15 protein-coding genes and 1 tRNA gene are annotated in these 19,307 nt (G+C 46.5%); 6 read left to right on the top strand and 10 right to left on the bottom strand.

Going from position 1 to position 19,307, the window contains the following annotated elements:
* Positions 1-75: 75 nt before the first annotated feature.
* The 3 genes from I1H34_RS11700 to I1H34_RS11690 all read left to right on the top strand — a co-directional run bounded on the left by I1H34_RS11700 (position 76) and on the right by I1H34_RS11690 (position 3,261).
* A complete protein-coding gene (locus tag I1H34_RS11700) occupies positions 76-2,094 on the top strand; it encodes a right-handed parallel beta-helix repeat-containing protein (protein WP_212665775.1) in 2,019 nt (672 codons plus the stop codon).
* Positions 2,095-2,169: 75 nt separating this feature from the next.
* A complete protein-coding gene (gene hisF, locus I1H34_RS11695) occupies positions 2,170-2,937 on the top strand; it encodes an imidazole glycerol phosphate synthase subunit HisF (protein ID WP_212665774.1) in 768 nt (255 codons plus the stop codon).
* Positions 2,938-3,009: 72 nt separating this feature from the next.
* Complete coding sequence (locus tag I1H34_RS11690; RefSeq protein WP_212665773.1) at positions 3,010-3,261, top strand: hypothetical protein; 252 nt, start codon at positions 3,010-3,012, stop codon at positions 3,259-3,261.
* A 1,081-nt stretch (positions 3,262-4,342) separates the two neighbouring features.
* Here I1H34_RS11690 and hpnI read toward each other — a convergent pair.
* The 5 genes from hpnI to hpnJ form a co-directional block, all read right to left on the bottom strand.
* Entirely contained in the window at positions 4,343-5,494 is a 1,152-nt protein-coding gene (hpnI, locus tag I1H34_RS11685; RefSeq protein ID WP_212665772.1) for a bacteriohopanetetrol glucosamine biosynthesis glycosyltransferase HpnI, read from the bottom strand.
* A 23-nt stretch (positions 5,495-5,517) separates the two neighbouring features.
* On the bottom strand, positions 5,518-6,279 hold the full coding sequence (locus I1H34_RS11680; protein ID WP_249370026.1) for an EamA family transporter: 762 nt from the start codon (positions 6,277-6,279) through the stop codon (positions 5,518-5,520).
* A gap of 68 nt (positions 6,280-6,347) precedes the next feature.
* On the bottom strand, positions 6,348-7,223 hold the full coding sequence (gene hpnK / locus I1H34_RS11675; RefSeq protein ID WP_212665770.1) for a hopanoid biosynthesis-associated protein HpnK: 876 nt from the start codon (positions 7,221-7,223) through the stop codon (positions 6,348-6,350).
* Positions 7,224-7,253: 30 nt separating this feature from the next.
* Positions 7,254-8,123: a ferritin-like domain-containing protein gene (locus I1H34_RS11670; protein WP_212665769.1), complete on the bottom strand. Its 870-nt coding sequence runs from the start codon at positions 8,121-8,123 to the stop codon at positions 7,254-7,256.
* Positions 8,124-8,263: 140 nt separating this feature from the next.
* A complete protein-coding gene (gene hpnJ / locus I1H34_RS11665) occupies positions 8,264-9,700 on the bottom strand; it encodes a hopanoid biosynthesis associated radical SAM protein HpnJ (RefSeq protein WP_212665768.1) in 1,437 nt (478 codons plus the stop codon).
* Positions 9,701-10,028: 328 nt separating this feature from the next.
* On the opposite strand from hpnJ, the gene I1H34_RS11660 reads away from it, so the two are divergent.
* From I1H34_RS11660 to I1H34_RS11650, 3 genes are all read left to right on the top strand, one after another.
* Positions 10,029-11,300 (top strand): glycosyltransferase, encoded by a 1,272-nt coding sequence (locus tag I1H34_RS11660; protein WP_212665767.1) that lies wholly within the window; start codon positions 10,029-10,031, stop codon positions 11,298-11,300.
* A gap of 99 nt (positions 11,301-11,399) precedes the next feature.
* Positions 11,400-12,509, top strand: a complete 1,110-nt coding sequence (locus I1H34_RS11655) for a CobW family GTP-binding protein (RefSeq protein WP_212665766.1) — start codon at positions 11,400-11,402, stop codon at positions 12,507-12,509.
* A 76-nt stretch (positions 12,510-12,585) separates the two neighbouring features.
* Positions 12,586-12,658: transfer RNA gene (locus I1H34_RS11650), tRNA-Arg, on the top strand.
* A gap of 169 nt (positions 12,659-12,827) precedes the next feature.
* Here I1H34_RS11650 and I1H34_RS11645 read toward each other — a convergent pair.
* The 5 genes from I1H34_RS11645 to I1H34_RS11625 all read right to left on the bottom strand — a co-directional run bounded on the left by I1H34_RS11645 (position 12,828) and on the right by I1H34_RS11625 (position 19,299).
* Positions 12,828-14,291: a HAMP domain-containing sensor histidine kinase gene (locus I1H34_RS11645; protein ID WP_212665765.1), complete on the bottom strand. Its 1,464-nt coding sequence runs from the start codon at positions 14,289-14,291 to the stop codon at positions 12,828-12,830.
* A gap of 412 nt (positions 14,292-14,703) precedes the next feature.
* The gene (locus tag I1H34_RS11640) at positions 14,704-16,230 is read right to left on the bottom strand and encodes a family 16 glycosylhydrolase (protein WP_212665764.1); all 1,527 of its coding nucleotides are present in this window, start codon (positions 16,228-16,230) and stop codon (positions 14,704-14,706) included.
* A 1,113-nt stretch (positions 16,231-17,343) separates the two neighbouring features.
* Entirely contained in the window at positions 17,344-18,009 is a 666-nt protein-coding gene (locus I1H34_RS11635; RefSeq protein WP_212665763.1) for a PulJ/GspJ family protein, read from the bottom strand.
* Positions 18,006-18,530: a pilus assembly FimT family protein gene (locus tag I1H34_RS11630; protein WP_212665762.1), complete on the bottom strand. Its 525-nt coding sequence runs from the start codon at positions 18,528-18,530 to the stop codon at positions 18,006-18,008. The genes I1H34_RS11635 and I1H34_RS11630 overlap by 4 nt, the downstream gene beginning before the upstream one ends.
* Positions 18,508-19,299: a type IV pilus modification PilV family protein gene (locus tag I1H34_RS11625; RefSeq protein ID WP_249370024.1), complete on the bottom strand. Its 792-nt coding sequence runs from the start codon at positions 19,297-19,299 to the stop codon at positions 18,508-18,510. The genes I1H34_RS11630 and I1H34_RS11625 overlap by 23 nt, the downstream gene beginning before the upstream one ends.
* Positions 19,300-19,307 lie beyond the last annotated feature (8 nt).

The following is a 19,307-nucleotide window of genomic DNA, read 5'->3' as shown; positions in this document are numbered from 1 at the left end:
AATAGCAAACTCAATACCCTCTTTTTTGCATAGGATCGAAGGAGGCATATCGGTTTAGTCATTCACCCTTGAACTATGCGCTACAACAAACTTCCGTTGATTTTGCTGTCCTTCCTCCTGGCAATCTGTCTTTGGGGACTCAGCCCATGGACCCTTCGAGCAGAATCGAATCATCCGCTTGTCGTTGCCCAGCAACAGTCCTCTGCCTCAGATCGCAACCCTGGAACAGAAAATAAGCCCTTTCGAACCATCAATGCCGCAGCACAACAGGCTCAGCCCGGTGACACCATCCTGGTCCATGCCGGGATTTACCGAGAGCGTGTCATTCCTCCTCGAAGCGGAAACCCGGATCAACCGATTGTCTATGAAGCTGTACCAGGAGAAACCGTCGTCCTCCGAGGGTCAGAGGTTTGGTCAGCAACCCCGGTATCAGCCGATGCCTCAACGACCTCATCTGCTTATTGGGAAGGCCCCTTGCCCAAGCAACTATTTCCAGACCCGGATCCATTCACAAAGCAACTTGAGCGGATGCCAGAGGGGTATTTACGCGGTCAAGTTTTTTGCCAAAGTCTGCCCCTACGCCAAGTTCTAGATCAGAAAACCCTGACTGCCCAACCTGGAGCTTGGTATTTCGATCCTCAAAAACGTTGGCTTAGGGTTCACCTAGACCAGGCTTATCCCGTATCAAAGCCTCCTTTTTTAGAAGTCAGCACCCGTCGAGCCGTCTTTGCCCCCAAAATTCGTGGACTAGGCTATATCCATGTCAAGGGATTTGTTATGGAGCATGGGGCTAACCCCTTTCCCAGCGGGTTTTGGCGTAGTCAATCTCCTCAAGCAGGAATTTTGAGCACCCGCTCCGGACACCATTGGCTCATTGAAAACAACACGGTTCGCTTTGCCAAAAGCCTGGGGATTGATAGTGGTAGCGAAGGACGCTATGACATCGATGGTTTAGAGCAACCGATCCCAGAGGGCGTGGGGTATCACGTTATTCGAAATAATCGGGTTACGGACAACGGCGCAGGGGGGATCGCGGGCTGGAAACAAACAGAATCCTTAATTGCCTACAACGTGATTGAACGCAACAATCGCTTAGGTTTTACAGCTCCAGAAACAGGGGGCATCAAAGTTCACGGATTTGTGGATGGTCAAATTATTGGCAATGTCCTGCGCAACAATGAGTGTTTTGGCATTTGGGTCGATAACGTCTATCGAAATGCCCGTGTCAGTCGCAATCTCGTGTTGGGTAATCAAGGGGCTGGCATATTCGTGGAATTGGGAGGCGGCCCCATCTTGGTTGATAACAACGTAGTTGCATTTACAAAATTAGGAGAAGGCATCTACACCCACGATGCCAGCGGCGTCACTCTTGCCCACAACTGGTTACAGGCCAACACTCACTTTGGCATATATATGCGAACCGTTACCGACCGTCGATACGCCAAAGCAGATGGCACCCCTGAACAAGCGGGTACAAGGGGGCAACGGATTTACGGCAATGTTCTTGTTGATAACTATCGCGGCCATATGAGCCTGCCGTACCCCATGGAACCCGAAATTGATAACAAATCTGACTACAATTTGCTAATTAATGGCACTCTTTGGCAGTGGGCAGGCCAAGCACCTCAACAATTTGTGTGGAACCACCGTTCTAAATTTGTAAAACGAGAACGCATCGTCGCTACGTTAAAAAAAGCTTTTGAAACAGGCCAACTACCCAAGGCAGAGCAGCCCAATTTTGACCAGTGGAGCCAGACCCTCGCTTTACCTTTACCTTGGTGGCAGCAGCTCACAGGAAATGACACAAATAGCATTGCGCCTTTGATTCAGGGGGGTGAAGTAGTTAATGGTGCCATTGCCCAGGGCGCCATCACATTAGGTGTATCAACGCCCAATTTAGATGTAGCCGATCCTGCCGTGTTTCCCCAGTTAGCCATCCCCACCTTGCCCCTTCCTAGTCAAGACTTTTGGGGAACTCCCATCAACAATTCCCCTCGATTTCCAGGTCCATTCCAAAACTGGCCCCAAAAGGGGTCAGTGCATTGGCATCTCTGGCCTGTGGAATCACTCGAATCAACAAATATGACTCAGTAGCTTAGGATAATACTTGGCTTAGAAGTCCAAGCCCATAGAACATTCCTGTCATATCCAATTGAAAGAGTAAGCACCATGCTAGCCAAGCGAATTTTGCCTTGTTTAGACGTTAAAGCTGGACGAGTCGTCAAAGGGGTGAACTTCGTCAACCTGAAGGATGCTGGAGACCCTGTTGAACTCGCCCAAATCTATAACGAGGCTGGGGCCGATGAGTTAGTGTTTCTAGACATCACCGCCACCCATGAAGATCGCAGCATTATCTTTGACGTGGTGTACCGTACCGCTGAAGCAGTATTTATCCCCCTAACCGTAGGAGGTGGAATCCAATCCTTAGAAACCATTAAAAAACTGTTACGGGCAGGAGCAGATAAAGTCAGCCTCAATTCCTTCGCTGTCCGCAATCCCGACTTTGTTAATCAAGCAAGCGAACGGTTTGGTCGCCAATGTATTGTCATAGCCATAGACGCCCGCCGGCGCACCGACGGCAATGCCGGCTGGGACGTCTTTGTTCGTGGAGGTCGCGACAACACAGGGTTAGATGCGATCGCCTGGGCTAAAGAAATGGAAGAACGGGGTGCAGGGGAACTCTTAGTCACCAGCATGGATGGTGATGGCACCCAAGCCGGATATGACCTGGAATTAACTCGTACCATTGCCGAGCAAGTCGAGATTCCAGTGATTGCTTCTGGTGGGGCTGGCACCTGCGAACACATTCGAGAAGCCTTAACAGACGGTAAGGCTGAAGCGGCTTTACTAGCATCACTGCTTCATTATGGACAACTCTCAATTGCTGAAATAAAAGCGCATTTGCAGGATCACCAAATTCCCATTCGCCAAAGCTGATTCTTAAATCAACCTGTAATCCTGCATTTTTGTGGTGGATTAGTCTTTAATTTTATTAAAATAAGTAAAGTTATGATTATTCTGCTTGTCGGTGCTATTGGACTTGTGATGTGGTCCTTGCAATTAATGAAGATGGCTCACCACTCTAGTGAGAAGTCTCTCATTTTTGCCGGGGTACTTGTGGCTGTGTCTGCAGTAGGCCTCGTAGCAGTTTATTTACTGATGGATGGCTGCATGGGGTATATAACAGGTGGAGAATCCATCTCGGCTCAATCTTCTTACCTGCCAATAATGATGATTTCTCATTTCTCTTCAATCCTTTGAGATCATCTCAGCTCATCATCCCAATATCAGAATTTAAAGTACCCAGCATCAAACAGGCAAGTGAATAGCTCTAAATTAGCTTAAATCCTCGATTCCAAAGATTTTCTAGTTCGTAGCTGCTATATCTCAATCATTCTCCCTTTAAAACGCAGCATAAATTCATTTCTTACATAAGGTTGATCTCTTCTGGAGAATGGTATGTAGCCTCTCTATATTGGGCTCTATACGACCATAGTCTGGCAAAGCTAAGAACCTCTTCTATCACTAAAAAATTGGATTCCTCTACAAAATCAGCCTTTCAGGGGTTTTAACTCACACTGGCATGGAACTTCATATCTTGTATTTTCTAGACTGTAAAGTATCAAAGCTAGTGTCTCAGGGGATTCTAGGGTGATCACTACAATGCTCATTTCTAGAGCCAAGTCAGGCTTGTGATACATCTCTGCCAAAGAGGGGAACACTCTTCCTAATCAATTCAGAGTAAATACTAATATATTCAATAAAATTAAAACAATTATAGATAAAGTTCACTGAAGCGCTAATATCCACACCATTTACTAGAAGCATCTTTTTTCGTCACTGTTTTTTTCTAGGCTAAATAACAATTAAAATAGATTTTATTCTTTCAAAAAAGACTAATGGTGCAACGTCTTTATACTTCTGATAAATAAACAAAAGCTATAGCAGTCATTGTTTTCAGAATAATAAAAATTGCATCAACTGATACACTATTTCTTTTTTAAGAATTTAGTAATCATTATTTTTTTTATTTGCGTTATCCTAGATAAATCTTGTCAAACCTTGTCTATCTTAGGGGGGAATATGCAGATCTGGAAACTAGTAACCATCGAATTAACTCTAATTTTTGCTTATTGCGTTGTTTTAGTCTTTAACGTCTTTAATTCTAATCAAAACGCCCAATATCCTAGTCAATCAAATATTCAGGTCACCCGCCCGGATTGATGCTTTCCAATACGTGTAAAAGCGCTGATTGATCACCCAAAAATTAAAGCCCCTGCTAGTTTTGATGGCTAGCAGGGGCACGTTTTATCGTTGAGTTGCAAGGTGATCAAGAAGAAGACTATCCAGATGGGATAATTTGGGAAAGCTTGCCATTTTTGCGGAGCTTATATCGATATCCACGCCATTCCACCGTTGTCCCTACCATTCCATACCCCCAAATAGCAAAATTGACTAAATCCCGCAGGGGAACCAGCCACCATAATCTCTGAGCCACCCGGTCATGGAAATAGTAAATCGCAATCACCCAAGCCATTAGCCAGCGGCTCGCTAGCATGATTACCAGAACTGACCACCCCAAAATTGACCCTTGAGTCGCCAACAGAAAAAAGACTCCGCTTGTGGTGCCAAAGGTAAACAGTAATCCCACATAGCCCCAAAATCGTTCTACCCGAATGCACCTAGCCCAGCGGGCTTGACGATGAAAGAACTCAGATAGATTCGTGGTCGCCAGTTGATGCTCCACGATATAGGGGGACAAAACAACTTGATAGCCTACTTGAGTGGGTAAATTCCCCATGTGGAAATCATCAGCCAGGTGATCTGCTAATGCCGCAAAACCTCCAATTTTGGCCAAGGCAGCGTGACGAATCACAATGGTCGAGCCAAAGGCAAAATGCATACCTTCCAACTTATGGGCTGCGAGTACATTGGCATGGTTGCGGGTAGCAATCCCCAAGGCTTCAAATCCGGCTAGCCACCCTTTGGCCCAAGAATTATAGAGACACGTCACTACGCCCACCTGGGGGTTTGCCAAGGGTTGGACAATGTGTTGTAAATAATCAGATTGGACCAGAATGTCGCAGTCTGCCAGCACAATCACGTCATGCTTGGCCTGTTCCACAGCATTGGCAAGGTTGCTGACTTTGAGGTTGGTACCAATAGTGCGATCGCAAACCACTAACTCAATATCCACACCAGGGAAAGCCTGAATCAGCTGCTCCACAATCGGCAAACTCGGATCCGTGGCCTCCCGCACGCTAAAAATAACTTGATATTCGGAGTAATCCTGCTGACAGAAGGACGCTAAATTCTCATAGGTATTCACATCCACACCGCACAGGGGTTTGAGGATGGTAACGGCAGGGTGGAAATCAGGATCAAAAGGTTGGGATTGCCGAAAAAAATCGACCGTCGCATAGATGGCATAGCAGTAATACAATACCGCCGTACAGCAAAACGGAAAGATCAGCCAAGGAAGATAAGCAGTCATACACCCAACATGGAAACAGGGGCCTAACCCGTTAAAGAGATTATGCCCACACCCCAACCAATGACAATAATGCCAGCTAACCGTCCCGGAGAAATATGCTCCTTAAGAATAAAGTGGGCACCACAGAGATTGATAATGTAGCCTAAACCCGTGGCAGGGCGAACCAAGCTAATATCCGCCCAACTCAGGAGCGAAATAAACATCAGAAACGACACGGTATAGCTCGCAACCCCGATCAGTACCCCTGGATTCATAAATACACTCTTCAACCATCGCAAAATTGATGTCAGAGAGCGGGCTGAAAATGTGCCAATTTTCTTGACACCACGGGCCACCAAGATATCCGCAGTACAGTCGGCCAACACCAACACCAATACTCCCAGCCACATCTTAGGTAAGGAGAAACTCAAGGGAAGCAGCAGCAGCAAGGAGGATTTTATATTGGGATCGGATTCTTGCGGTGACTGAGCCTTGCGATCGTCAATGCGCTTACTCCAGCCCACAATAAACACCCCCAAGGAGATAAAAATCGCCGCTAACCAACGGGCCAAAGAGACCGGCTCCTTTAAGATCAGCCAAGCCATGAGGGCATTGAGAACATAGCTAAAAGCGTGCATGGGCAGCACGAAGCTCATATCTAGTCGGGTGAGGGAAACGAGATAAATGAGCATAGAGATGGTGAGGGTGACGACCCCCATCCCAATCCAAGGGCTGGTGAATAAATAGCCGACTAGCTGCCCTAATGCCTCGGGATGGTAAGACGTGATCTCACCAAATACTTTCATTCCCCGACTCAGCCAAATATCACCGAGCACTTGAGTGGAGATGAGGAAGACAATAAGTAGGAAATTGATCAAAATGCAGCTGAAGCGATGAGTTCAGGATAATTGGTTAATTGAAATCCACTAGATTGAAGCTGGGCTTTCACAGACTGACTCAGCAACGCCGCCAGCTCCCGCTCTCCCGCTCCTTCAGGCCCATTGATCGGTTCGTGGGGATATGGGATCGCAGGATGGGCATATAGCTCTATGACATTGGCCTGAATTTGGGGAATTAACCCCAACAGATAGGACTCTGTCACTGAACCGGATTGCAATAGCCCGTAGACCCGCTCAGCATACCGTATCCCTTGGGCGGTCAGCACCTGCTCCCCATGATGGCGCAGCAGCCGAAACACGGACCAGCCCAGTCCCTTCCCTAGCCAGCCCTGGGAATCTGCTTTCAAGGTATAGGTCAACTCCTCATGGGGAAGCCGGATAATGGGGATGTTATATTTCGGTGCCAAAGCCATCAAGACGTCCAGGACTGCGGGATTAGCATGATGGTGCAAATGCCCATCCACATGGGATAGGGGCAAGCCTGTGGCGAGGAAATGCTGCAGTTGGGCCTCAATTTCTTGATACAGCTCTTGCCGAGCGGCCTGATTGAAGTAGTATCGCCAACCTGCCTGGGCCGGATTATCTGGAAACCGCCCCTGCTCATCCACTAGATGAGGAATTTGATCAGGCGGCAGGGCGGCTTTGCCACAGCCCAAAACGACATGGAGACCCACCCCCAGACTCGGATGCTGTTTGGCCAGGTCAACCGCTTCTTCAACTGCCTCCCCCGTCACCATCAAGCTGGTACTGGTGAGAATGCCTTCGGTATGGGCCTGAATAATACCTTCATTGACCCCGTGGGAAAACCCAAAGTCATCGCCATTGACAATTACATATCGTGGGGATGTCATGGCAACCCTACCCTAATCTCATTTGGCATCTTAGCCTCCCTGTAACGATGGGACTGGATTGCGGCTGGGCCATAGACGCAGACAGGTCAAGGCCAGTTTGGATAACCGAGGCATCAATAGAGGCTGAAGCAATTGCTCATCAAACCGTTCCATGCGTTGGTGGTTGGCATCCAAGCAGGTCTTAAAGAACTGATTGGCCGTCAAATCGTCCATAAAATGTCCTGCTTCAGAGGCGGTAAAAGGTTTCCCTTCCTGCTGATTCCCATTGCTGCCAAAGGCTTGAATTAAAGTTTTCAAGGCCTTGCCATAGTGCCAGAACGCTCTCATACTGCGTAGTTCTTCTAGGTTCCAGCCCTGTTGGATCTGCAGATAGGTCACCCAATTCACGAAGAAAACAATATGGCGGGCTTCTTCATCCAAAATCGGATCGAAAATTTTGAACATGCTCTCCGGCATGTACTGGGCTTGGCGGGCTAAATCAAACATGCCAAAGGCAAAGTAGGAATCCAGACATTCCCCAAAACCAAAATCAGTGAATGCCGTTTCCATCTGTTCGGGAACGGTGATTTCAGGTAAAGGCGACACTTCAATGTCATACCGCTCAATCAGATGCTGTAATAAACGGGCATGGCGACGCTCTTCTCGACCTTGGAGGGCAACGGCTTCTTTGATCAGGGGATCAGAAATCGTTTCGGCAAAAGCACTCACCATCACCCCGGCTTCACTCTCCGTTAAAAGCGCTTCCCGCCAAAAAGGGATTCCCCGCAATCGCTTTAAGGAGACTGAATCGAGGTTCGGCCAGGGTAAATTCTCGGGTTCGTAATCTAAAGAAGTGTCCAGAAAGCTGCGACAGAATAGTTGCTTATGTTCTCTGCTACCCAAATTAATCATCACTTGCATAACCCCCAATGATTTCAATGTGTATTAGATGGTTCCCTAACTGACGTTGAATTTCATTGTTTCTAAAATCCCTAACTCCCCCCTCCTGGGCGGGAGGGAAGTTCTATGGAGAAGGCCACTCAACCCTCCAGGGGACAACCTTAAGCTTTAGCTGCTGCGCCGGTTTGTCGCTCCTTCAAATAAGCAAAGAACTCCCGCCCTTCCCGTAGGCGGCGGACCAACATTTGCGGATCTCCCAGCATTTCACCCACAATCGGAATAATGGCTTGGGGCCGGAAATAGAAGCGACGATACATGCGTTCTACTGCATCCTCAATCGCTGCACTAGAGAGGTTGGGATAGGCCAAGGTGGAGGTTTGAATCCCTGACTCTGCTAATAGAGACGTATCGCTAAACCAGTTATTCTCTTGAGCCTGGGCATAAAGGGCTGTACCGGGATAGGGAGCTGCAATCGAAACTTGAATGGTATGAGGGCTCACCTCACAGGCAAACCGAATCGTTTCTTCGATGGTTTCTTGACTTTCGTTGGGAAGGCCAATAATAAAGGTGCCGTGGACGGTGATACCGAGTTTGCGGCAGTTGGCCATAAACTTACGGGCCACTTCCAGTTTGATGCCCTTGTTGATGCCGTCTAGAACGTCCTGATTCCCAGACTCGAAACCTACCAGCAATAGGCGGAGTCCGTTGTCTCGCAATTGCTTGAGGGTGTCGTAGTCGAGGTTGGCCCGAGCGTTGCAGCTCCAGGTGAGCTTAAGGCGTTTGAGATGTTCACTAATTGCGATCGCACGGGGTTTATCAATCGTGAACGTATCATCATCAAACATATATTCCCGCACCGTATCCCCAAACAGAGATTTGGCCTGCTCCATTTCTTTGCCCACGGCCTCGGGACTTTTGGCTCGATAATTATGGCCACCGATGGTTTGGGGCCACAGACAGAAGGAGCATTTAGCGGGGCAGCCCCGCCCGGTATAAAAGGAAATGTAGGGATGAAGGAGATAGCCGATGAAATACTTTTTGATATCCAGGTCGCGATTATAAACGGGAAGAACACTGGGCATCGCATCCCAATCGTGGATTAAGTCCCGTTCTGGATTATGTTGAATTTGATTATCCGGGTCACGATAGCTCAGCCCCTTAATCTCTGAAAGGGGTTTGCCTTCGGCCACATCTTTGCATGTATAGTCAAATTCGCTGCGACAGACAAAATCAATGATGGGGTTATCCCGCAGGGTTTCTTCTGGTAAAACTGCGACGTGAGCGCCAATAAAACCTACCTGAGTACCAGGCTTTTGGGCCTTAATCTCTTCCGCACATTTAACATCGTTGGCTAAAGAGGGAGTGCTGGTATGCATAATCACCAGATCATAATCTTTGGCGACCTTGAGCACATCCTCAACAGTTTGTTCATGGGGAGGCGCGTCAATCAGCTTACTTCCGGGTACCAAGGCTGCCGGTTGGGCAAGCCAGGTGGGATACCAAAAAGAGGTAATTTCTCGCTTGGCCTGATATCGAGCCCCAGCCCCACCGTCAAATCCATCAAAAGAGGGGGGACTCAAAAATAGGGTTTTCTGCATGGTTTCACTCCTCATTTAAGATGCAGTCACAGGGAAGTTTCTTCGGTTAGAAACATCAATTGAGGTCCATCCCTCAAGCGTCCAGATCACTGAAGCAACCATAGCGTATCAAAAACCAGCTTTACCTGGTGGACGATCCTGGATCGGTTGCAGTTGATTTATCCAGTCGGGATAGATATTATGGCAGTTCTGCTCCTTGAAGCGCCAAACGTTAGTTTTAAATTGCATTCTGGCTCGGTTTGCAGCCATTTATTCAGTCCGTAAGCAACGTCATTATTGGGGAATGCCTCTCGATATTCTGTGATCACGATCAGTTAAAGGATGAGATATGGTTTCGGTTGGGGTCTTTATAGACTTGAGATGGCACCAAGCCGCAGGTGGGCATGTGAAATGCTGGGAATCCTTTGCCAAAGCTGCCGCCACGTTGCCGGAAGAGCTAGAGTTAAGTCTGCATTTCTTGGGTGATCAAGAACGGGACATCGAACTCGCGCCCAACGTTCGCTATGTCTTACATCCCCCTCGGTTTAGTACTGAGCGTCTGACCTTCCTCAAGGATGTGCCCGGTCATACAGATATTGCCCCCTCGAATCCTTCCCTGATTCCCTATTTAGATCAGCTGGATATTGTCCATATCACCCATCCTCAGTTCACTTTTGGGAAGACGGCCAAACGATATTGCCAGCAACAGGGCAAACCCCTGATCGCTTCGATTCATACCGATACACCGGAATATTCCCGCATCTATACGGAACAGGCCCTGGAAAAACTGTTTGGCCAGGGATGGTTCAACCATTTACTCTCCCAACAGCTGCAAATCCCCCGGCGGTATAAGCAGTTGATGGTGGCTCGGCAAAAGCGCTACTGGCAGTCTTGTGCACATGTGTTGACGGCTCAGCCCTCTGACTTTGGGGTAGTGAATGGCGTTTTGCCCCAGTCACACATTTCTCACCTCCGTCGAGGCATCGATAAGGATTTATTTCATCCCCACCATCGCGATCGCCCTGGGCTAGAACAAACCTATAGCCTACCTCCTGGAAAATTTCTGCTGTTATTTGTGGGGCGCTTAGATGCCTGCAAAAATATCCTCACCTTTGCCCAAGCGGTCAAAATTCTTCTCGATCAGGGTCTACCCGTTCATGCCCTCGTCGTCGGTCAGGGCAGTAGCGATCAAGCGGTGCAGGCTATCCTTGGAGACCATGTGACCCTAACAGGTACGATTGACCATGATCAGCTAGGTCCCATATTTGCTAGTGCGGATCTGTTTGTGTTCCCCTCCCAAACGGAGACCATCGGCAATGTGATTGTGGAAGCAAAGGCATCTGGGTTGCCTGTGATTATTTCCAGTCATGGCGGAGCGTACCAGTCAGTGCAGGCGTCTGGGGAAGATGGCGTCGTCATTGAAGATGATCTGCCAGAGACGTGGGCGGGTGCGATCGCAACCCTGTATCATGACCCAGATCAGCTAGCCCAGATGAAACAGGCCACCCTTGCCCATATCGATCAGCATTGGCCCACTTGGTTAGAAGTCTTACAAAACGACTTGTTACCGGTTTGGCAGTCGGTGGCCGTGATTCCAGATCGAGTGACTGAACGGCCTTAGAAAAATTTAGCACTTTCCCGGAGTGCCATCCTTTAGTATGAGGGGTAGGGGCTACCCTATTTTGTATATTCTTCAGCGGCTGCATCTCTGAGCAAGATTATGACCACAACAACTTCGGACCCCACTCAGACCTTGAAGGCTGAAAAGCGCGGGTTACCCGTCACCATTATCACGGGCTTTTTGGGCAGCGGCAAAACGACGCTATTGAATCACATTCTTTCCAATCAGGAAGGTCTAAAAACGGCTGTTTTGGTCAATGAATTTGGCGAGATTGGCATTGATAACGATCTCCTGATCTCCACTGGCGAAGACATGGTAGAGCTGAGCAATGGCTGTATCTGCTGCACCATCAACAACGATTTGGTAGAAGCCGTTTATAAGGTTCTGGAGCGGTCCGACAAGATTGATTATCTGGTGGTCGAAACTACTGGGTTAGCTGATCCTTTACCTGTTGCTTTGACTTTTTTGGGCACTGACTTGCGAGATGTGACTCGCTTAGATTCAATTGTCACCATGGTCGATTCTGAAAACTTTAGTTTGGATCTGTTTAATAGCGAAGCGGCCCAAAGTCAGATTGCCTATGGCGATATTATCTTGCTTAACAAAGCTGATCTGGTGGATGAAGCGGATTTAGATCTGCTAGAAGTGCGCGTTCGGGAAATGCGAGAAGGCGCTCGGATCATTAGAACCACGAAAAGTCAGGTTTCCCTACCCCTGATTTTGAGTGTCGGGCTATTTGAATCCGATAAGTACTTTGATGATGAGCACGACCACGAACACGGCCATGACCACGGCCACAGTGATGACCATAGCCACGACCATCATGACCATGATCATCACGACCATGACCACAGCAATTGCGAGCATGATCATGATCACTCCCATCACTTAGATAACGATGGGTTTACATCCCTCTCATTCCAGAGCGATCGCCCCTTCTCAGTGCGCAAGTTTCAAAAGTTCCTGGATGAACAACTACCCCTCAACGTTTTCCGAGCCAAAGGAATTCTGTGGTTCGATGAAAGCGAAAAGCGTCACGTCTTTCACTTAAGTGGTAAGCGCTTCTCCCTCGATGATGAGGACTGGAGAGGAGAGCCCAAAAATCAGCTGGTACTCATTGGCCAGGATTTAGATCATGACAAGTTGCGATCGCAAATCGAAAACTGCTTAGCCACCGTTGCCAGCAGCCGCAGCAAAGGATTCGGCTAAAATTCAAGTCTTGTGGTTATGGCAACAACCCATAAACGCTATACTGGCGGGTAGATTTTGTAATCTACCCCAATGGGGGCATGTAGCTCAGTGGATAGAGCATCAGATTCCGGTTCTGAGGGTCGGGGGTTCGAATCCCTCCATGCTCGTTTTTGAAAAAAGCTCAAAATATATACCAAGAGAAACCGAAAGCAGGTTATGGGGCCAGCCCACACCTCTTGCATAAAAATTGTAGCCTCGCCTAACTCGCTTACTCTGTAGCTTCTTCGAAAGCTCCCATTAATGCAGTTTTTGGGCTTTTGGCAATACTCTATGCCATTACATCTCAGTGCTGTTTTGGGCGGAGAGGGGTAGCGTAATTCTAAAGGTAGATCCGACACCGGGTTGGCTTACCAAATCAATTTTTCCTCGGTGAGCTTTGGTAAACGCTTTCACAATAGCCAGCCCTAAACCCGATCCATCTGATTGGCGTTTGCCTAATCGAGCAAATCGGTCAAAAATTCGCAGTTGTTCCTCTGGGGACATACCCGATCCGTTATCTCGTACCCAAAAAATGACTTGAGTGAGGGTTTGCTGACAGCCCAATTCAATCGTCCCGGTTGGTGGGGTATGTTGAGCAGCATTTCTCAGTAAATTCAGTAACGCTCCGGTTAGCCGTTGGCGATCGCCCATCATGGAACCAGAGCAATCTAGATTCAATTGCCAGTCACGTTCTGCCAAGGCTTGCGCTTTCGTCAATAGATCATGAGCCAACTGCCTCAGATCAATCATTTCATATTGGAGAAAATCTGGATGTTCCGACTGGGTCAGGGTAATCATATCCTTAACTAGGCGGCTCATTCGATCCAGCTCATCCATCACCAGTTCAATCGTTTCCTCCTGTTCCTTCGGATCTTTCCCCATTAATTCCAAATGCCCTCGGACAATCGTAATTGGGGTCCGTAGTTCATGGCCAGCATCATTGACGAAGCGACGCTGACTATTAAAACTATGTTCGAGTCGGTCCATCATGGCGTTAAAGATTTGAGACAGGTCTGCTAATTCTCCCGAGCCTTGAGGAGATAAGCGCTGGGTTAAATCGGTCTCATTGATGTTACGCGCTGCGATCGCAAGTTCTCGCACAGGTTCAAACAATCGCCCCGTCACAAACCAAGCCAAGAGTAAGGAGATCAGCACGACAACTCCCTCCATTAACATAAAGGTATAGACGCTTGCTAAAGCCTCATGCTGTTCTCCCGCTGTTGCATGGGCAAGAACCATCACGCCGAGTGGGTCACCATCTACAATCAGCGGTTCGGCTTTATAGAGAACGGTCCCAATCTTGGGATTATCTGTGACCTGCTCTCCCCGAGTGAACTGAGTAATATCGAGCCACTGCTCATAAAGTTCAGACCCAGGTCGCATGGGCTGGAGTAATTGAGGGGGATTGGAGTGGTATAAGTCTCCCCCAATAATAAAGATAAAAAAGTTATCGTCCTCCGGGAGTTGATTGACTAAAAAATCATCTGCGAAGGTCTCTAAATCTTCCAATGTTTGATTGGGCAGTCGTTCCCAATTCATATAGGCTGTATGAAAAATTTCATGGGCTTCGCTCAAATCATTGCGCACTCGCAGAGAGACCTGTGCTGTTATCAACGCCTGAAATAGGGGAATAGCGAGTCCTGTGAATAGCCCCATCAGCACAACATACAACAGCAAAATGCGCGTTCGAGTTTGGCGGAAAAAATCCCCCAAAATCGAGCGTGTTGGCAGTACTACGGTTTGTTGCTTAGGGTTAATCACAACAAGTCTTTATCAGGTTTGAATTTGAGAACCGGAGGAGGTAGGCAGATTACCCACTTGAACCAGCGGGAGTGTTACTTCTAGATTTGTGATAAGGGTAAAGGTGACGAGCTTGCAGCTAAGACTCGGACTCCCCTTCCTTAGGTGTCTTGCAAACATACAGTGTTTTGTACCAATACTCTATTAAGACTAATCGGTTACGCGGAAAGATTTTGGCAGCAACAAGCTTCCTAAGCAAATTTTTTGGTTCAACTTTACCTACTAGTCTTAAACGGAAGTAAGCAATACGCAGCAAAAATAAGCTCAAAAGCGGTCTGATCAGACCGCTCGTTTGATTTCACAATATCCTTCAAAAGACAAAGTCCAAATATCGACCAGGCAATATTTGGACTTTGTTTATGCTCACTCTAAATTACACATAGCTAATGTAGGAGGCATCCAGGTCAAGGGATTCGACAGTTGTATTTTCAACAATGGCAATCAAGTCATTACCACGATAGAGTCCTGCACCCGAGACATCACCCTCGGAAGCTGCCCCCAAACTATATTTGTTTGCATTGCCGCTGAGCTGAATCATATCTTCAGCAGCATTGAAGTCGGTCAAAACAGCATACCCATCATAGAAAGGAGAGTCATAAGCTGAACCGCTGGCATCTCCTAAAACAAACAGGTCATTGCCGATTCCACCGGTGAAGATGTCATACCCTTCTAAATCAATCAGGGTATCGTTACCTGTTCCACCCACTAAGCGGTTAGAGCCAGTTCCGCCCACCAAAGTATCATTACCACCTTGCCCTTCTAGAAAACCTTCACCTACACGGGAAAGCATGTCATCAGCAGATCCGCCTGTTAGACCACTTTCAGTAGAGGTTGAATCTTGGTAGACCCGGATATGGTCAATATCAAAGCTGCTAGGAAACTCGGTAGTTTCATCCGGAGAACCGGGCCAGTTACCACCCACAGCCAAGTTAGCCAGCATATACATGGGTTGGTCAGGAACGTTCTCAGTTGTATTGAACACTTCCATGCCATCGATGAACCAAGTCAGTTCTCCAGGTTGCCAGTCCACCGCAAAGGTGTGCATGCCATCGGCAAAGTCGATCCCACTAAACCAGCTTCCTTCCATGCCGTGATTACCTGCTTGGGAGGGATCTTGGTAGTGAACAGTGGTATAGGCCGTGCTGGTGTCATCTCCCAAGATTTCCATGATGTCAATTTCGGGGGGCCATTCACCGGATTCAGGCAACATCCAAAAAGCTGGCCATAGTCCCTGTCCGGTAGGAGATTGACCACTAATTTCAAAGTGACCATAGGTAAAAGAGAGGCTGTCGTGGCCTGAGATCATGCCAGAAGTGTAGTCAAAGGTTTTACCGGAGTCAAACCAGGTTTCTCCTTCAACGGTTTCTTCTTTGGCAACAATGGACATCACGCCGTCATTGAATTCGAAGTTGCCAGCATCGGTGTAATATTGCAATTCGTTATTGAAGGAGTTAGTGCGGCTGCCGTAGTAGTATTCGGTGTCCCACTTGGTGCGATCTAGCTCGGTTCCGTTGAACTCATCATTAAAGACCATGCTCCAGTTGGCTTTAGAATCGGGATGAATCCCAGTATTGAGATCATCATCAACGGTGACACCATCTCCAAAGTTCTTTTCCCAACCTTTGCCTTTGATATTGAGACCTCGTTGCCAGTTCTCAGGCTTGGGCTTGTCGAGTCCAGGAGGAGTAAATCCATTCCCTAAGCCTAATCCCTTCCCCTTTCCAGAAAATAGGGTTGTAGGCGCAGTATTGGAAGTATCTATCCCGGTACTGCTTTGTGAGGGAACTGGATCAGAAGCCAAACCCAAATTACCTTGGTTAGATGTTAGGTCTAAAACATCGGGCTGCCCCATACCAAGCTTTGCGTTTCCTTTGTTTCCTTTAGTTGTGGGCTTGGCCATGATGTTACTCCTAATATGTAGATGAAAACTATGAATTGTGAAGCCAGTAACCATCACTTTGATCGAATGGCTGATGGGTTCTTAAAAATGGATGCTTGCCAAAAGCATCCAAAGAAATTGTCAAATTTGTGTTAGCGGTCTTTTGAAAACTGTTGTTGTGATGATGATTGAGATGGACTTTATACTCTAGGGTGAGTATTTAATATCCGATGCAATTCATCTAGTCAGTGTGGCAAAAGAGTTATTAGTTTTTGACTCGAACTTAAATATAGACTAATCGTTGTAGTTACCTTCAATGTCAAGAGTTTTCTCAATAAGAAAAACTTATATTATTCTCTAATTCCCTAAGATTCTTACTGCGGCACCGTTCTAAGATTTGATTAGTAGAAATACTAATTTATTAGCTAAAGATGAGATAAATAAAATACCAAGACTGGATATTAATATCAGTCTTGTTCTGGATCGAATTATTTTTCTTTATCTGACATATCACAAGCAATTTTTATCTAATAATAATATATAAAAAATCTACTTTTTAGTTCTTAAAATATCTCAAACGAACAATAATACATGCTGCAAAAATTCTTGGGGTTCAGTCAGATAGGTTATTCCATGACTTTCACTATATCTCATGCAATACCTCGTGAAGCTTTATAAAACATTTATCACTGACAGTGTCTTGATATTAATCTAATATAATTTTTAACAAAAGAAATCACCTCAATTCTTGTAGAATTGAGGTGATACAAAACACACAAGATTTATCAATAATCAGTAGACATTAATTTCTGGTTTACTATGGTTGTTCTTGAAAAATTTTAATTATATTTCTTATTTATGCAAGATTTTAGAATAGCTGCAATTTGACATATTAATCGAGAAATTAATTAATTGTTGTTATTTTAAATTTCAAAAAAATATTATTGAGTGATCGAAAATATTTATAATTTTATGCTCATATCATTCAAATAGTATATCTAGCCAATGCATTATTACCTGCCTATGAATCTATTATGAAATATAGATGTTTAATATAATGTCTTCGAAAAAAATTCTTGTGTATAAGAAATGTAGAATAAGTATTATTCGCCACATTTCTCTTATTCACCCTTGTTATGGAGAGGATGGCACATCATTACTTCTGAGGGTCGCAGTATATTGCACAAGTTGAGTTGAACCGTTCGGCAAATCTCCCAGCAGGCATAACCGAACGGATCGCGTGCTCGGTGTCAGGGAAGAAGGCGATACTTCAAACCCCGACGTCCCTGAACCAGAACATCCTGGAGAAGCATTAGACACTCGATCAACTAATGGATTTCCGGCAGTATTAGAGACTGTTGATCGGTAAATCACTTGTGGTCCCTGCCAGTTTGATCCCGAAGATGTATCAAATGCGTAGTAAGCAACCGTTGAATTATCTGGTTTAGTGAGGTAGAGAATAGCACTATAGTCGGCAGGAACCGTCCAACCTGATGGTGCAGTGGTAGAAACTACCTTGGCCTCTCTAATATCGTCAGCGATAAAGTTTATGGCACGGTTTAATTTAGTATGCTGATCCACCTCAGCCTCTGACTGACGATGGCTTTGCAAAATGGAAATCAGTCCCGACCCTGCAAAAACAAGGAAGATACTGGTCACTACCATTCCGACCAACAGCTCAACCAATGTAAACCCTTGATTACTGGCATTCTCTGATGTATTAGAGACCTGATTAATGCCCTGATGTTGGCAACGATGTGGAATATGGCCAGTCACAACTTCTGAAATTTTAGAAATCATAGTGTAGAGGTTTTGCAGTTGCTGGCCAATGTTGTCGTGGGTGTGCCTATATATTTCCCCACTCGGATCAATCCAATGCCAGGGGCAATCACTAAACACTTTGAAGGAGTATTGGTTTCATTGGCGATAGACAGAACGATGGTTTGTTCTGCCGTTAAAGAAGAGGGAACTCGCCCTTTAAAGTCAAAACTGAGGGAGGGAGTGGCTAGTGAATGTCTGAGTTGAAGCCCTTCTAGCGTTCGGTTGCCAGTGCGTAGACAATCTGTAGGTGAACTGCTCAATACAGGACTGCTCCCTGTCGGCAGGTTAATGGTGCAAGTCTTACTCTGACGAATCGCTTGGTTTTGGCCTTCGATGAGTGCCCCTTCCAGTTCAGCTAAGCCTACTTCAAGCTTTCGGGTGTTAACCCAATTTAGAAAGCTGGGTGCTGCAACCGCCCCTAAGATACCCATCACTACCACAACAATGACGATTTCGAGCTGGGTGAACCCTTGTTCACTATGGACAGGCAAAGAACGCATTAGGTACCACCTCTGAATTGGCTTGGGCTACTGTCTCCAAATTTTCATCAGTGACGTTATAAGTAACTTCCAAAATTTGATAGGGCTCTGCTGGCCGAACGGAGGTTGTCCTTTGCAGGGTGAATTCTTGGCCTAAGATAGTTTTTTGCCCGGATTTAGGCGTGCTACTGTTGTCCATTTCTGATTTGACTGCAGGTAGCGATTCATCAAGATAGGCGGCGAAACCTCCGGTAGCCAGATGAGATCGGCATCTTGCCAATACGAGGGCTGTGGAGTCCGCTTTTTGGTTATAGGCTAAAGGATTGAGTAAGGTGACTTCTAAATAATTTGTGCCAGTGATGGGGTCAGTTTGAATTTGCAGATTGGTTATGACGTTACTGTTCGTCTCTGTACCAATCACAATAGAATCGCCTGGCCTAAATCCTAGTTGAGTAACCTGAATTGTTGTATCCCCTGGAAGTGCATCAGCATAAAGCAATGCTGAAGTGAGGGGCACTTGGCCCACATCACTCGCTACAGCTTTGACATCTTCTAAGTCTTGCTGAATCCAGTTATTGGCTGCAGTCAACTGTTTGGCGCGTACCTTGAATGTTGTTGAGAGAACCAAACCTTGCATTGCAGTCCCAATAAAAATTGCCATAACCAACATGGCAACTGCAACTTCAACTAAGGTAAATCCTTGTTCATGAGATTTTTTGTGTGTTCTTATGATCACTGAAGTCTTCCTAGCTGTGAGCCTAAGGGATGAGAATTCTATAAATAGACCCATAGGGTCGC

The organism is Acaryochloris marina S15, from assembly GCF_018336915.1.
In the GTDB taxonomy this organism is placed as follows: domain Bacteria; phylum Cyanobacteriota; class Cyanobacteriia; order Thermosynechococcales; family Thermosynechococcaceae; genus Acaryochloris; species Acaryochloris marina_A.
The sequence above is the reverse complement of the archived record's forward strand: the minus strand, read 5'-3'. Positions and strand labels throughout refer to the sequence as shown.